At 72.8% G+C, this 15,835-nt stretch carries 7 protein-coding genes; 2 read left to right on the top strand and 5 right to left on the bottom strand.

All coding sequences use genetic code 11. The features are described 5' to 3' along the window. The first annotated feature begins 103 nt into the window (after nt 1-103). Nucleotides 104-1,774 (top strand): MFS transporter, encoded by a 1,671-nt coding sequence (locus ACOTKD_RS25085; protein WP_424891270.1) that lies wholly within the window; start codon nt 104-106, stop codon nt 1,772-1,774. A gap of 201 nt (nt 1,775-1,975) precedes the next feature. On the opposite strand, the gene glgB is transcribed toward ACOTKD_RS25085, so the two are convergent. From glgB to ACOTKD_RS25105, 4 genes are all read right to left on the bottom strand, one after another. After that, the gene (gene glgB, locus ACOTKD_RS25090; protein ID WP_424891347.1) at nt 1,976-4,186 is read right to left on the bottom strand and encodes a 1,4-alpha-glucan branching enzyme; all 2,211 of its coding nucleotides are present in this window, start codon (nt 4,184-4,186) and stop codon (nt 1,976-1,978) included. Between the two features lie 155 nt (nt 4,187-4,341). Further along, nucleotides 4,342-6,003: a maltokinase N-terminal cap-like domain-containing protein gene (locus ACOTKD_RS25095; RefSeq protein WP_424891271.1), complete on the bottom strand. Its 1,662-nt coding sequence runs from the start codon at nt 6,001-6,003 to the stop codon at nt 4,342-4,344. A gap of 325 nt (nt 6,004-6,328) precedes the next feature. Further along, the gene (treS, locus tag ACOTKD_RS25100; RefSeq protein WP_424891272.1) at nt 6,329-8,062 is read right to left on the bottom strand and encodes a maltose alpha-D-glucosyltransferase; all 1,734 of its coding nucleotides are present in this window, start codon (nt 8,060-8,062) and stop codon (nt 6,329-6,331) included. Beyond that, nucleotides 8,059-10,056, bottom strand: coding sequence for a maltotransferase domain-containing protein (locus ACOTKD_RS25105; RefSeq protein ID WP_424891273.1), 1,998 nt, complete (start codon nt 10,054-10,056; stop codon nt 8,059-8,061). Before ACOTKD_RS25105 ends, treS begins: the two co-directional genes overlap by 4 nt. Before the next feature lie 698 nt (nt 10,057-10,754). Here ACOTKD_RS25105 and glgP point away from each other — a divergent pair. Further along, nucleotides 10,755-13,382, top strand: coding sequence for an alpha-glucan family phosphorylase (gene glgP, locus ACOTKD_RS25110; protein WP_424891274.1), 2,628 nt, complete (start codon nt 10,755-10,757; stop codon nt 13,380-13,382). A 169-nt stretch (nt 13,383-13,551) separates the two neighbouring features. On the opposite strand, the gene ACOTKD_RS25115 is transcribed toward glgP, so the two are convergent. Next, nucleotides 13,552-15,783 carry a M4 family metallopeptidase gene (locus ACOTKD_RS25115; RefSeq protein ID WP_424891348.1) on the bottom strand — a complete coding sequence of 744 codons (2,232 nt, stop codon included), beginning with the start codon at nt 15,781-15,783 and terminating at the stop codon, nt 13,552-13,554. Nucleotides 15,784-15,835 lie beyond the last annotated feature (52 nt).

Here is a 15,835-nt window from a genome sequence, read left to right on the forward strand (position 1 = left end):
CGACAATCCGCCCCCTCATTTTGCACGCGGCCGCACCATCCCGTAATTTGCACACTGTTGTGTAATTGCACAGCAGTGTGCAAGTGTCTGGAAGGAGTGGCCGATGGGCCTCGCGATGTCGACACCGGTCGACGAGATGGACGGTCCGTACAAGAGGCGCTGGGCCGCGCTGGGCGTGCTCTGCATCAGCCTGCTGATCATCGTCATGGCGAACACGTCCCTGACGGTCGCCGCCCCCGACATGGTCAAGGACCTCGGCCTCGGCAGCTCCGACCTGCAGTGGGTCATCGACGGCTACACCGTCCCGTACGCCGCGCTGATGCTGATCCTCGGCGCCGTCGGCGACAAGTACAGCCGCCGCGGCGCGCTCGTGCTCGGCCTCTTCGTCTTCGGCGCGGCCTCCGTCGCGGGCTCGCTGGTCGACAGCTCGGCCGGCGTCATCGCCGCACGCGCCGTCATGGGCGTCGGCGCGGCCATGATCATGCCGGCCACGCTGTCGCTGCTCGCCGCGACCTTCCCGCGCGAGGAGCGCGCCAAGGCCATCACCATCTGGACGGCCACCGCCGGCCTCGCCATCGCCGTCGGCCCGCTCGTGGCCGGTGCGCTGCTGGAGGACCACGGCTGGGCCTCCACCTTCCTCATCAACGTGCCGATCGCCGCCCTCGGCATCATCGGCGCGCTGGCGCTCGTGCCGCCGTCCAAGGCCACCGGTGTCGACAAGATCGACTATGTCGGCGGTCTGCTGTCCGTCATCTGGGTCGGCTCCCTCATCTACATGATCATCGAGGGTCCGCACTTCGGCTGGGGCGCCAAGGCGATCGCCGCCGCCGTCATCGCGGGCGTCGGCCTGGTCCTCTTCGTCCTCTGGGAGCTGCGCCACCCGCGCCCGGTCCTGGACGTCCGCCGCTTCACCCAGCGCGCGTTCGCCGGCTCGACCATGGCCGTCGCGCTGTTCTTCCTCGCCGTCTTCGGCGCCTTCTACTACCTCACCCAGCACCTGCAGTTCGTCCTCGGCTACTCGCCGCTGGACACCGGCGTGCGGATGCTGCCGCTGGCCGGCGCGGTGTTCGTGGGCGGTGCGCTGACCGCGATCCTCACCCCCAAGGTGGGCATGAAGGTCACCGTGGCGTGCGGCATGACCGTCGGCACCGTCGCCATCGCGCTGCTCGCCCGCGTCGACGAGTCCTCCACGTACGACGACTTCGTCCTGCCGCTGATCATCCTGGGCCTGGCCATCGGCCTGTCCCTGTCGCCGTGCACCAACGCCATCATGGGCTCCTTCCCGGAGGACCAGCTGGGCGTCGGCGGCGCCGTCAACAGCACCTCCATCGAGATGGGCGGCTCCCTGGGCATCGCCGTCCTCGGCACCGTGCTCGCCAAGACCTACTCGTCCAACCTCGGTGACGCCGCGGCCGAGGCCGCCGCTGCCGGCGGCCCGAAGCTGCCGGAGAAGGCGCTCGCCGTCGCGCAGGACTCGGTCGGCGCGGGCCTGGCCGTGGCCAAGGAGGTCGGCAAGCAGGTCGCGGCCGGCGCCGCGCCGAAGGTCGGGCCGGAGAAGGCCGCCGTCCTGGGCGCTCAGCAGGCGCAGTCCGTGGTCGAGGCCGTGCACAAGTCGTTCGCGGACGCCGTCGCCCACACCAGCGTCGTCGGCGCGGTCGTGCTCGGCGTCGGTACGGTGCTGGTCGCCCTCCTGCTGCCGGGCCGCGGCCGTGAGAAGACCGGACCGGAGGCCGGCGCGGCGGCCGAGGCCGAGAAGGAGACGGCCGCGGCCTGACGGCCTCCGGCCGCGGGGTTCCGTCCGGGGCCGGTTCGGCACCGCCGGATGCCCTGGTGGGGGCTGATCGCCGTTGCGGCGGGGATTCCCTCCCCTGACCCTCCCCCAGCCACCGCTGGGAGGTGCCCCCATCTTCCCGTAATCGGGGCAAGCCCCGGACCCCTGTGGGTCCGGGGCTTCGTCATGCCGCCGGGAGCGTCCTCACACCGCCCGCCACCACACCGTCGCCAGCGGCGGCAGCGTCACCGTGATGCTCGCCGGCCGCCCGTGGTGGCGCGTGGCCTCCGTCTTGACCGGGTCGGGCGTGGTGACGCCGCTCCCTCCGTAGCGGCCGGCGTCCGTGTTGAGGATCTCCTGCCACGCCGTGAACCGGCCGGGCACGCCGAGGGCGTAGCCGTGCCGCACCACGGGGGAGAAGTTGCTGACCGCCAGCAGGGGCGCGCCCTGGGCGTCGAAGCGCAGGAACGCGAAGACGTTGTCCTCCGAGGCGTCGCTCACCACCCACTCGAAGCCCTCGGGCGCCGTGTCCCGCTGCCACAGGGCGGGCGTCGACAGGTAGGCCGCGTTCAGGTCGCGGACCAGGTCGCGGACGCCGCGGTGGTCCGCCTCGGCGGAGTACGAGGGGTCCAGCAGCCACCAGTCGGGGCCGTGCGCCTCGGACCACTCGGCTCCCTGCGCGAACTCCTGCCCCATGAACAGCAGTTGCTTGCCCGGATGCGCCCACATGAAGCCCAGGTAGGCGCGGTGGTTCGCGCGCTGCTGCCACCAGTCGCCCGGCATCTTCGAGACCAGCGACCGCTTGCCGTGGACGACCTCGTCGTGCGAGATCGGCAGCACGTAGTTCTCGCTGTACGCGTAGATCATCGAGAACGTCATCTCGCCGTGGTGGTACTTGCGGTGCACCGGCTCCTTGGAGACGTAGACCAGGGAGTCGTGCATCCAGCCCATGTTCCACTTCAGGCCGAAGCCGAGGCCGCCGAAACCGCCCGCGCCGACGTGGTGCGTGGCGCGGGTGACGCCGTCCCAGGCGGTGGACTCCTCCGCCACCGTGACCACGCCCGGGCAGCGGCGGTAGACGGTCGCGTTCATCTCCTGCAGGAACGCCACCGCGTCCAGGTTCTCCCGGCCGCCGTGGACGTTCGGCGTCCACTGGCCCTCCTCGCGGGAGTAGTCGAGGTAGAGCATGGAGGCGACGGCGTCCACGCGCAGGCCGTCGATGTGGAACTCCTCGCACCAGTACACGGCGTTGGCCACCAGGAAGTTGCGCACCTCCGTGCGGCCGTAGTCGAACTCCAGCGTGCCCCAGTCGGGGTGCGCGGCGCGCAGCGGGTCCGCGTGCTCGTACAGCGGCCGCCCGTCGAACTCGGCCAGCGCCCAGTCGTCGCGCGGGAAGTGGGCCGGCACCCAGTCCATGAGGACGCCGATGCCCGCCGCGTGCAGCGCGTCCACCAAGTACTTGAAGTCGTCCGGGGTGCCCAGGCGGGCGGTGGGGGCGTAGAAGCCGGTGATCTGATAACCCCACGAGCCGCCGAAGGGGTGCTCGGCGATCGGCATCAGCTCCACGTGCGTGAAGCCGAGGTCCTTGACGTAGGCGGGCAGCTGCCCGGCCAGCTGCCGGTACGTGAGGCCGGGCCGCCAGGACGGCAGGTGCACCTCGTAGACCGAGAAGGGGTGCTCGTGGACGGGCCGCTCGGGGCGCGCCGCCATCCACTCCGCGTCCTGCCAGACGTGGTGCGAGGCGTGCACGACGGACGCGTTCGCCGGAGGGGCCTCCGTGCGCCGCGCCATGGGGTCCGCGCGCATCGTGTGCGAGCCGTCCGGGCGCGTGATCTCGAACTTGTACAGCGCCCCCTCGCCGATGCCCGGCAGGAACAGCTCCCACACCCCGGACGCGCCCAGCGAGCGCATCGGGTGGCCCGTGCCGTCCCAGTAGTTGAAGTCGCCGACGACGCGCACGCCCCGGGCGTTCGGCGCCCACACCGTGAACCGGGTGCCCGCCACCCCCTCGTGCTCCATCGGCTGCGCCCCCAGCGCCCGCCACAGCTGCTCGTGGCGGCCCTCCCGGATGAGGTGCAGGTCCAGGTCGCCGAGCGCGGGCAGGAAGCGGTACGGGTCGTGGGCCTCCTGCTCCGTGCCCTCGTAGTTCACCAGCAGGCGGTAGTCGGGCGGCTCGCTCAGCGGCAGCACCGCCGCGAAGAAGCCGTCCCCCTCGTCGTACAGCTCCACGCGCAGGCCCTTCGCGCTGACCGCCACGGAGCGTGCGAAGGGGCGCAGGGCGCGGAAGCGCACGCCGCCGGGCACCGGGTGCGCCCCCAGCAGGCCGTGCGGGTCGTGATGCGCGCCGTGCAGCAGCCGCTCCCGGTCCTCCGCCCCCAGCGGCGCCGCGGCCCGCACCCCGCGCCGGCCGGGCACGTGTTCCGCGCGCCCTGCCCCCGCGGGCCCGGCTCCGGGCTCCCCGCCCGCCTTCCCGCTCCGTCCCGGCAGGAACGTGGCCGGGATGCCCGGCCCGGCACCGGGAAGGCGGGCTTCGGCGTCGTGGGGCGTTCGGCGGGACGGCGGGCGAGCGGTCACGGTGCGGTCCTCCTCGGGAGCTCCCGGCCGGTGGCGCCGGGGGCGGGATCGGTGGTGCCGGCGGAAACCTCCGGCGCGGGCGGGGCCGCGTTCACCGGCCCGGCCGCCTCGGACGCCCCGGCCGCCCCGGCAGGGGCGGCCGGTTCCGCCAGGCGGTGGATGGCCGCCATCGGGACCACCAGCCAGTCCGGCCGGTGGCGGGCCTCGTAGAGGACCTCGTAGACGGCCTTGTCCGTCTCGTGGGCGCGCAGCAGCTGCGGCTCCTCGCGCGGGTCGCCGTGCACCGCGCCGTAGCCCTCGCAGAACGCGGCGCGGGCGCGCTCCGACCAGCTGGTGCCGGCCGCCCGGCCGACCGCCGCCGCGTAGTCGAAGGAGCGCAGCATCCCGGCGACGTCACGGGCGGTCGGCTGCGGGCGGGTGCGCTCGGCCAGCGGGCGGGCGGGCTCGCCCTCGAAGTCGATGAGGGCCCAGCGCCCGTCCTCGGCCGTGCGCAGGGCCTGCCCGAGGTGGAGGTCGCCGTGGATGCGCTGGGCGCGCCAGGTGCGCCCGGCCCGGCCGAGCGCGGCCAGGTCGTCGTAGGCGCCGCGCAGCGCGGCCCGGTAGGGGCGCAGCGCGGGGACGGCGTCGGCGGCGATGTCGAGGCGGCGGGTCATGGCGGCGGCGAGGTGTTCGAGCTGGGGGCGGCGCAGCACGACCGTGGGCAGCGCCTCGGCGAGCGCCCCGTGCACCTCGGCGGTGGCGTGGCCGAGGGCGCGGGCGGAGGCGGTGAAGTCGGCGCGGACGGCGAGGGCGCTCAGGGCGAGCTGCCAGCCGTCGGCGGAGCCGGGCAGGTAGGGCTGGAGGACGCCGAGCGTCATGGGCTCGGCGCCCGCGCCGGGCACGACGGCCTCGAACCAGGCGGCGGGCGCGGGCACCCGGGCGCAGCCGGTGCCGGCGAGGGCGCGGGGGAGTTCGAGGTCGGGGTTGGTGCCGGGGCAGACGCGGCGGAAGAGCTTGAGGATGTACGTTTCGCCGTAGACGACGGAGGAGTTGGACTGCTCGGCGCCGATGAGCCGGGGCGCGAGCCCGGCGCCGATGACGACGCCCTCCTCGCGCGTGAAGCGCAGGGGGCCGAGCCGGCCGGGCAGCCGCAGCCGCTCCAGGAGCAGGGTGGCCAGCCGGGGGTCGGCCAGGCCCTCGTAGACGGCGCGGCCGTGCAGCGGGCCGCCGACGGGGCGGCCGATGAGAGCGGGCGCCAGGTGCGGCGGCAGGACGTCCTGCACGCCGAGCAGGAGTTGGTAGCAGTCGTCGGTGCCGGCGTGGATGACGGGCCCCGGGGCGCCTTCGGGCCGGGCGGCCCCGGGCGACCCGGGCTGCTGGGCCCGCACGAGCAGGTGGAGCAGGCCCGGGGCGGTGGCGCCGGCGTGGTGCGGCAGCAGCTCCGTGGCCGCGACGAGCGTGAAGCCGGTGATGGGGCGGCCCTTGCCGGCGAACCAGCGCTGACGGGGCAGCCACTCGGAGAGCAGCGGCACCAGCGACCCCAGCAGCCCCGCGTCGGCGGTCTCCGCCTCGGGCGCGTGGGCCGCGGGGGCGGCGCGGACCGAGGACAGCAGCGGGCCGGGGGCGGCAGAAGCCCCCCGGCGTCCGGTGCCCCGGCGGGACGGTGCAGCGTCCGACATGGCGTCGCGTCCTTTCCCCGGGGCATGGCATATGGGGCAAAGTGTCCCGGATCGTGGTCCCGGATTGCGGCATTGACCTGTACGCGGTGCTGGGGTCCCCGGCCGGGGCCGGGGTGTCGGGCGGGGTGATCGTCCGGTGCGGTCAGCGCCTGCGGCCCTGGAGCGGCGCGCGCGGCGGCCGGGGTGCGGCCCCTGCGGCGGTCCCCGAAGCGGAAGCGATCCGTTCGGCCCGGCTCGTGCGTAGTAGTACGAGTTCCCAGGGTTGCCGGGGGAAAACCGCCCGTGCGCGGCCGGCCGGCGGGCGCCGGCGCGCACGGGAGCGCCCTCAGTGGCCGGCCGGCGGCGGTGCGCCACGGCGGAGCCGGAACCAGTAGAAGCCGTGACCGGCCAGGGTCAGCAGATAGGGCAGTTCGCCGATGGCGGGGAAGCGCACCCCACCGATCAGCTCGACGGGATGCCGGCCGCTGAACGCCCGCAGATCGAGCTCGGTCGGCTGTGCGAAGCGGGAGAAGTTGTTCACGCACAGCACGATGTCGTCCTCCCGCTGCCCCGGCAGCCGCACTTCGCGCAGGAACGCGAGCACGGCCGGGTTGCTGGAGGTGAGCTCGGTGTACGAGCCGAGCCCGAACGCCGGGTTCTGCTTGCGGATCTCGATCATCCGGCGGGTCCAGTGCAGCAGCGACGAGGGGCTGCTCATCGCCGCCTCGACGTTGGTGACCTGATAGCCGTAGACCGGGTCCATGATGGTCGGCAGGTAGAGCCGCCCCGGGTCGCAGGAGGAGAAGCCCGCGTTGCGGTCGGGCGTCCACTGCATCGGCGTGCGCACGCCGTCGCGGTCGCCGAGCCAGATGTTGTCGCCCATGCCGATCTCGTCGCCGTAGTAGAGGATCGGCGAGCCGGGCAGGGAGAACAGCAGCGCGGTGAACAGCTCGATCTGGTTGCGGTCGTTGTCGAGCAGCGGGGCGAGCCGCCGCCGGATGCCGATGTTGGCGCGCATCCGCGGATCCTTGGCGTACTCCGCGTACATGTAGTCGCGCTCTTCGTCGGTGACCATCTCCAGCGTCAGCTCGTCGTGGTTGCGCAGGAAGATGCCCCACTGGCAGCGCGACGGGATGGCCGGGGTCTTGGCCAGGATTTCCGAGACCGGGTAGCGCGACTCCCGGCGCACGGCCATGAAGATGCGCGGCATCACCGGGAAGTGGAATGCCATGTGGCATTCGTCGCCGCCGGACTCGTAGTTCCCGAAGTAGTCGACGACGTCCTCGGGCCACTGATTGGCCTCGGCCAGCAGCACGGTGTCCGGGTAATGGGCGTCGATCTCCGCCCGGACGCGCTTGAGGAACTGGTGCGACCGCGGCAGGTTCTCGCAGTTGGTGCCCTCCTCGGCGAAGAGATAGGGCACCGCGTCCAGCCGGAAGCCGTCGATGCCGAGGTCCAGCCAGAACCGCAGCGCGGCCAGGATCTCCTCCTGCACCGCCGGATTCTCGTAGTTGAGATCGGGCTGGTGCGAGAAGAAACGGTGCCAGTAGTACTGCTTGCGGACCGGGTCGAAGGTCCAGTTCGAGGTCTCCGTGTCCACGAAGATGATGCGCGCGTCCGGATAGCGCTTGTCGTCGTCCGCCCAGACGTAGTAGTCGCCGTACGGGCCGTCGGGATCGCTGCGCGACTGCTGGAACCACTCGTGCTGATCGCTCGTATGGTTCATGACAAAATCGATGATGACGCGCATGCCGCGCTGGTGCGCCGCGTCCACGAACTCCACGAAGTCGGCCAGGTCGCCGAACTCCGGGAGCACCGCGGTGTAGTCGGAGACGTCGTAGCCGCCGTCGCGCAGCGGGGACTGGAAGAACGGCGGCAGCCACAGGCAGTCGACGCCCAGCCATTGCAGGTAGTCCAGCTTGGCCGTCAGACCCTTGAGGTCGCCGATGCCGTCGCCGTCGCTGTCCTGGAAGGACCGTACGAGCACCTCGTAGAAGACGGCGCGCTTGAACCAGTCGGGATCCAGGTCCTTGGCGGGAGTGTCCTCGAAGGTGTCGGGGACGGGCTCATTGACGATCATGGTGTGGGTGACCCTCCGATCGGTGAGGACGGTCGCAGCGAGAACACGTGCGCGGGCGCGAGGGAACGGCCCGGCTCGAGGCGCACATAGTTGTCCCTGCCCCAGTGATAGGTCTCTCCGGTGAGCTCGTCGCGCACCGGGACGGACTCATGCCATGCGAGGCCGAGTTCCGGCATGTCCAACGAGACCGTGGCCTCGTGGGTGTGGTGGGGGTCGAGGTTGACAACGGTGAGGACGCACGAGCTGCCCGCACGCTTGGAATAGGCGATGACGGCGTCGTTGTCGGCGTGATGGAAACGCAGGTTGCGCAACTGCCGCAGGGCGGGCTGGCGCCGTCGCAGCCGGTTGAGCGCGGTGATCAGCGGGGCCAGGCTGCGCCCCTCGCGTTCGGCCTTCTCCCAGTCGCGCGGCCGCAGCTGGTATTTCTCCGAGTCCAGGTATTCCTCGCTCCCGGGGTGCACGGGGGTGTTCTCGCACAGTTCGTAACCGGCGTAGACGCCCCAGGAGGGGGAGAGCGTCGCGGCGAGCACGGCGCGCGCCTCGAAGGCGGCCCGCCCGCCGTGCTGCAGATAGGCGTGCAGGATGTCCGGGGTGTTCACGAAGAGGTTGGGGCGCATGAGCGCGGCCGACTCCCCGGACAGCTCCGTGAGGTAGTCGGTGAGCTCCTGCTTGGTGTTGCGCCAGGTGAAATAGGTGTACGACTGCTGGAAGCCGATCGCGCCGAGCGTGCGCATCATCGCCGGCCGGGTGAAGGCCTCGGCGAGGAAGACCACGTCCGGATCGGTGCGGCCGATCTCGGCGATCACCTTCTCCCAGAAGACCACCGGCTTGGTGTGCGGATTGTCGACCCGGAAGATCCGCACGCCGCGCTCCATCCAGAACCGCAGCACGCGCAGGCTCTCGCGGAGCAGCCCGTCGAAGTCCTCGTCGAAGGCCAGGGGGTAGATGTCCTGGTACTTCTTGGGCGGGTTCTCGGCGTAGGCGATCGTGCCGTCGGCGCGGTGGTGGAACCACTCGGGGTGCTTGGCCACCCACGGGTGGTCCGGCGAGCACTGCAGCGCGAAGTCGAGGGCCACCTCCATGCGCAGCTCGCGGGCGCGCGCGACGAAGTGGTCGAAGTCCTCGAAGGTGCCGAGGTCCGGGTGGAGGGCGTCGTGCCCGCCGTCGGCCGAGCCGATCGCCCAGGGGCTGCCGACGTCGTACGGGCCCGCGGTGAGGGCGTTGTTGGGGCCCTTGCGGTACGCGGTGCCGATGGGGTGCACCGGCGGCAGGTAGACGACGTCGAAGCCCATGGCGGCGACGGCCGGCAGCCGCCGCGCCGCGGTCCGGAACGTGCCGCTGCGGGCGGGGCGGCGCCCCTCCGCGGGCGTCGCCCCCTCGGAGCGCGGGAACATCTCGTACCAGGACCCGAACAGCGCCCGCTCGCGCTCCACCAGCACCGGCACCGGCCGGCTCGCCGACACCAGCTCGCGCAGGGGGTGCTCGGCCAGGGCCTGTGTGACCGGGGGCGCGAGGGCGGCCGCGAGCCGGGCGGTGGCCGGCCGGCCCGGGTCGCGCAGCGCGTCCACGGCGGTCAGCACCGCCTCGCGGCCCTCCTTCTTCGGCACCCCGGCGGCGGCCCGCTCGTACAGCAGCGCGCCCTCCTCCAGCACGAGTTGGACGTCCATGCCGGCCGGGATCTTCACCGAGGCCGTCCGGCGCCACGTCGCCACCGGATCGCTCCAGGCCTCCACCGCGTACGTCCAGCGGCCCTCGCTGTCCGGGGTCACGTCCGCGCCCCAGCGGTCGGTGCCGGGGGCCAGCTCGCGCATGGGGGTCCAGGGGCCGCAGCGGCCCGCCGGGTCGCGCAGCACCACATTGGCGCCGAGCGCGTCGTGGCCCTCGCGGAAGACGGTGGCGGTGACCTGGAAGGTCTCGCCGACGACCGCCTTGACCGGCCGGCGGCCGCAGTCCACGAGCGGCCCGAGGTCCAGGACGGGGATACGACCGATCATGGGATCACCTGAGGAGGAAGAGGGGGCGGAAACGGGGGAACGGAGCGGCGGTGCTGGCGGGTTCTGCTCTTTCTATCTGCTCCGCCGGCCGTCGGCTGGGTGCGGGCATGACTGCTCCTGACCGCGTTCACTCGGGTGGGTGCGGAAGAAATGCGGAAGAGCCGGGGACGGGTACTCGGGGCGGCGGCGGACTGCTACGGCCTGCATACCGGTTGAGCTTTCCCACCGGTCCCGGGCGGGCATGCCCGCACCGTGGGACCTACCGGTGCGTAGTTCCCGTGGCACCGGCTGGGGAGGATGGTCGGCACTCCGTCACCCGTACGAAGTCTCCTCGCTGGGCCGATCGTGTGCAATGCGCGAAAACCGGGTAACCGGCGGCCAGACGGGGGAATGGCGCGCCGCCACGGCCCCCGAAGGCCGTAGCGGCAACCGGCCGCCGCCGTTCCTGCTGTACGTGCGCCGTATTCACGTCTCGTACGGATGCTGTACCCGGCGCAATGACGCGTGCGGTCCGCTTCCACCCGCCGTCCACCATGCGGACGCCTTTCCCGGCCATGCGGGTGAGCCGGGCCTGCGCAGGACGGCCACGTCCCCGCGCGCCGCAGCAGGGGGCGCACTTCCCGCCTGCACCTGCCAGGAGCAGGCAGTTGCCGCGAAGCGCCACGAAGCCCCCCGGCCTCCCCGCTACCGTCGTGGGGGTGAAGGCCATTCGTCGATTCAGCGTGCGCCCCGTTCTCCCGGAGCCCCTACGACCGCTAAGCGAGCTGGCGCGCAACCTGCGCTGGTCCTGGCACCCCGAGACCCGTGAGCTCTTCCAGGCCGTCGACCCCGAGGGCTGGCGGGCCGCCGCCGGCGACCCCATGCGGCTGCTGGGCTCCGTGCCCGCCGACCGGCTCGCCGCCCTCGCCGACGACCGCCGCTTCCGGCGCCGGCTCGCGGCGGCCGCCGACGACCTGCAGGACTACCTCACCGGCCGGCGCTGGTACCAGGAGCAGCCCGAGGGACTGCCCGCCGCCATCGCCTACTTCTCACCCGAGTTCGGCATCACCGCCGCCCTCCCGCAGTACAGCGGCGGCCTCGGCATCCTCGCCGGCGACCACCTGAAGTCCGCCAGCGACCTCGGCGTCCCCCTCATCGGCGTCGGACTGCTCTACCGCCACGGCTACTTCCGCCAGTCCCTCTCCCGCGAGGGCTGGCAGCAGGAGCACTACCCCCTGCTCGACCCCAACGAGCTGCCCCTCACCATGCTCCGCGAGCCCGACGGCAGCGCCAGCCGGATCTCCCTCGCCCTGCCCGGCGGCCGCTCCCTGCGCGCCTACATCTGGCAGGCCCGCGTCGGCCGCGTGCCGCTGCTGCTCCTCGACTCCGACGTCGAGGAGAACGGCCCCGGCGAGCGCGAGGTCACCGACCGGCTCTACGGCGGCGGCGGCGAGCACCGGCTGCTGCAGGAGATGCTCCTCGGCATCGGCGGCGTCCGCGCCGTGCGCACCTACTGCCGGCTCACCGGCCACCCCGAGCCCGAGGTCTTCCACACCAACGAGGGCCACGCCGGCTTCCTCGGCCTGGAACGCATCCGCGAACTCGTCACCACCGGGCTGGACTTCGACGCCGCCCTGGAACACGCCCGCGCCGGCGCCGTCTTCACCACCCACACCCCCGTGCCCGCCGGCATCGACCGCTTCGACCGCGAGCTCGTCGCCCGCCACTTCGGCCCCGCTGGCGAACTCCCCGGCATCGACGTCGAACGCGTCCTCGAACTGGGCCTGGAGACCTACCCCGGCGGCGAGCCCAACCTCTTCAACATGGCCGTCATGGGCCTGCGCCTGGCCCAGCGCGCCAACGGCGTCTCCACCCTCCACGGACAGGTCAGCCGGCAGATGTTCGCCGGGCTGTGGCCCGGCTTCGACCCCGAGGAGGTGCCCATCGACTCCGTCACCAACGGCGTCCACGCACCCACCTGGGTCGCCCCCGAGGTGCTGCGCCTGGGCGCCCGGCGGGTCGGCGCCGGCCGCGCCGAGGACGCCCTGGCCGTCGGCGGCCCGCAGCGCTGGGACGCCCTCGCCGAGATCCCCGACGCCGACATCTGGGAGCTGCGCCGCACCCTGCGCGAACAGCTGGTCGAGGAGGTGCGCGAGCGGCTGCGCGCCTCCTGGCGCGAGCGCGGCGCCGGCACCGCCGAGCTCGGCTGGATCGACGGCGTCCTCGACCCGGACGTCCTCACCATCGGCTTCGCCCGCCGCGTCCCCTCGTACAAGCGCCTCACCCTCATGCTCCGCGACCGCGACCGCCTCATGGAGCTCCTCCTGCACCCCGAGCGCCCCGTGCAGATCGTCGTCGCCGGCAAGGCCCACCCCGCCGACGACAGCGGCAAGCGCCTCGTGCAGGAGCTCGTGCGCTTCGCCGACGACCCGCGCGTGCGCCGGCGCCTGGTCTTCCTGCCCGACTACGGCATGGCCATGGCCCAGCGGCTCTACCCCGGCTGCGACGTCTGGCTCAACAACCCGCTGCGGCCGCTGGAGGCCTGCGGCACCTCGGGGATGAAGGCCGCCCTCAACGGCTGCCTCAACCTCTCGGTGCTCGACGGCTGGTGGGACGAGTGGTACGAGCCCGACTTCGGCTGGGCCATCCCCACCGCCGACGGCGCGGCCATGGACGAGAACCGCCGCGACGACCTGGAGGCGGCCGCCCTCTACGACCTGCTGGAGCGGCGCGTCGCCCCGCGCTTCTACGACCGGGCGCAGGGCGGGCTCCCCGGCCGCTGGATCGAGATGGTCCGGCGCACGCTGACCACGCTCGGCCCGAAGGTCCTCGCCGGGCGCATGGTGCGCGAGTACGTGGAGCGGCTCTACGCCCCCGCCGCCGAGGCCCAGCGGGCCCTCACGCCCGCCGCGGCGAGCGAGCTGGCCGCCTGGAAGGCCCGGGTGCGGGCCGGCTGGCCGGGCGTGGCCGTCGACCACGTGGAGGCCGTCGCGGACACCTCCCTCAACGGCACGGCGACCCTCGGCTCCACGGTCTCCCTGCGGGTGAGCGTCACGCTCGGCCCGCTGGACCCGGCGGACGTCGAGGTGCAGGCCGTCGCGGGGCGCGTCGACCCCACCGACCGGCTGAGCCAGACCGCCGTCTTCCCCCTCAAGCCCGCCGGCGGCCCGGCCCTGGACGGCCGCCGCCTCTACGAGGGCCCGCTCACCCTCGACCGCACGGGCCCCTTCGGCTACACCGTCCGCATCCTGCCCGCGCACCGGCTGCTGTCCAGCGGCGCGGAGATGGGCCTGGTGACCCTCCCGTCGGAGGCGACGGGCGAGGCGGCGGGGGTGCTGCTGCGCTGACATGCGTGGGGCGCCGCCCGGGGGAGTCGGTGCTCACCCCGGACGGCGCCCGGTTCAGGTACCGCGCCCCTTAAGGGGCGCGGGGCGTGTACGTCTGCGGCTCCGCCGGGCGGGCGCGACCAGCCGCGCACGGCCCGCAGCCGACCGATCGTCCCTACGGAAGCTCAGCTCAGAAGGTGAGCTTCCAGCCGTTGATCGTGCCGGTGTCGGACGAGTACACGTCCTGCACCTGCAGCTTCCACGTGCCGGGCGCGGAGACCCCGGACGCGTCGACCGTGTAGGTCTCCTTCACGTCCGCCGCGGAGTCCCAGGAGTCCGAGTCCTTCAGCCGCCACGTCTTGCCGTCGGGCGCGACGAGGTCGATGCGGAGGTCACCGCGGTAGGTGTGCGTGATGTTCACGTCCACCTTCAGGGCGGAGGAGCCGTTGCCGCTGCGCGTGACGACGATCGGCGAGGTCACGGCGTCGCCCGCGTCCGGGACGGCGACGGGGGTGGTGCTCTCGAAGACGCTGCCGTCGCCCGTGGCGTTCACGGTCCACTTGAAGGACGCGCTGGCGGACTTGCCGGCGGAGTCCTTGACCGTGACGGTCACGTTGCTGGTGCCGGTGGTGGTCGGCGTGCCGGAGATCAGGCCGGTGGAGGCGTTGATCGACAGCCCGGCGGGCAGACCGGTGGCCGCGTAGCTCAAGGAGCCGGAGGTGCTGCTGGTGGCCTTGATCTGCAGGGATACGGCGGTGTTCACGATGCTCGTCTGGTCACCGGGGGCGGTGATGCTGACCCCGGTCCCGGGGGTGGCCCGGCTGCCGACGTTGATGGCGGCCCAGGCGTTGGCCACGTTGTTGTACGTGTCGCTGCCCACGCCGAAGAGCTCGCCCGCGGCCCACAGCGTCGCCTCGCGCGCCCCGGCGTAGTCGGTGGTGGACTGCATGCGCCCGGTGAGCGCCTTGAACCAGATCTTCGCGGCGTTGTCGCGGCCGATGCCGGTGACGGGCAGGCCGTCGGAGGTCGGCGAGTCGTACGAGACGCCGTTGATCACCTTGGCGCCGCTGCCCTCGGAGGCGAGGTAGAACCAGTGGTTGGCGGGGCCGGACGAGTAGTGCACGTCGATGCCGCCGAGGCCCGAGTACCAGGCGTCCTTGGACCGGCCGTCCTTGCTGGGCTTGTCCATGTAGCGCAGCGGGGTGCCGTTGCCATTGATGTTGATCTTCTCGCCGACGAGGTAGTCGCCCGGGTCGTTGGGGTTGTCGGCCCAGAACTCGACCGCGGCGGCGAAGATGTCGGAGGTGGCCTCGTTGAGGCCGCCGGACTCGCCGGCGTAGTTGAGGTTGGCGGTGGCCGAGGTGACGCCGTGCGTCATCTCGTGCGCGGCCACGTCGATCGACGTGAGCGGCTTGGAGTTGCCGGAGCCGTCGCCGTAGGTCATGCAGAAGCAGTCGTCCGACCAGAACGCGTTGACGTAGTTGCTGCCGTAGTGGACACGGCTGTACGCGCCGACGCCGTCACCGCGGATGCCGCTGCGCCCGTGCACGTTCTTGTAGTAGTCCCACGTCAGCTGGGCGCCGTACTGGGCGTCCACGCCGGCGGTGGCCGGGTCGCCGGTGGTGCCGTTGCCCCATACGTCGTCGGCGTCGGTGAAGAGGGTGCCGGTGCCGGAGGAGCCGCGGTTGAGGTTGTACGTCTTGTGGCCGCCGCGCGCGGAGTCGGTCATCTGGTACGAGCCGCCCGACTGCGTGGTGCCGATGGTGACGCGGCCGCTGTACTGGCTGTTGCCGGTGCCCTGCTTGACGCCCTGGAACTCGAAGAGCTTCTCGCCCGTCCGCGCGTCCGTGATGACGTGCAGCTGGTTGGGGGTGCCGTCCTCCTGGAGGCCGCCCACGACGGTCTCGTAGGCGAGGACCGGGGTGCCCTTCGCCGCCCACACGATCTTGCGGGGCGCCTTGTCGGCCTTCGTGGCCTTCGAGCCCTGCGCCCCGGCGGCCTTCACGGCCTGCTTCTCGGCGCTGGAGGCGGACAGCGAGGGCGTGGTCGTCGCGATCGCCAGCCGGGCCTTGGTCGCCTTGGCGACGCTCTTGAGGCCGCCGCCCTTGGCGGTGTCGACGACGAGGTCGCCGCCGAGGACGGGCAGGCCGTCGTAGGTCCGCTCGTAGCGGGTGTGCACGGTGCCGTTGACGTCCCTGACGACGTCCTTGACGACCAGCTTCTCGTTCGGGCCGAGGCCGAGGGCCCGGGCGGTCTCCGCCTTCGCCGCCTCGGCCCGCCGTATGAGCTCGGCGCGCTGCGCGGGGGTGAGCTTGGCGGGCATGGCGCCGGGGTCGGCCTTGGCGACGAGCTGGCGCGGTGCGCCGCCTTGGGCGGTCGAGCCGGCCGAGGCGGTGCCGGCCTGGGTGCCGACGGCGAGCATCGCCGAGACGGCGACCAGCGCGCCGGCGGCGACGGCTCTCTTCTGGGGGGAG

Origin of the sequence: Streptomyces sp. XH2 (genome assembly GCF_049725035.1) — a bacterium.
Taxonomy (GTDB): Bacteria; Actinomycetota; Actinomycetes; order Streptomycetales; family Streptomycetaceae; genus Streptomyces; species Streptomyces roseoverticillatus.

Excerpts from the sequence above, each read along its gene's own strand:
- ACOTKD_RS25085 (WP_424891270.1), top strand. The coding sequence starts at position 104 with ATGGGCCTCGCGATGTCGACACCGGTCGACGAGATGGACGGTCCGTAC.
- ACOTKD_RS25095 (WP_424891271.1), bottom strand. The coding sequence starts at position 6,003 with ATGTCGGACGCTGCACCGTCCCGCCGGGGCACCGGACGCCGGGGGGCT.
- treS (WP_424891272.1), bottom strand. The coding sequence starts at position 8,062 with ATGATCGTCAATGAGCCCGTCCCCGACACCTTCGAGGACACTCCCGCC.
- ACOTKD_RS25105 (WP_424891273.1), bottom strand. The coding sequence starts at position 10,056 with ATGATCGGTCGTATCCCCGTCCTGGACCTCGGGCCGCTCGTGGACTGC.
- ACOTKD_RS25115 (WP_424891348.1), bottom strand. The coding sequence starts at position 15,783 with ATGCTCGCCGTCGGCACCCAGGCCGGCACCGCCTCGGCCGGCTCGACC.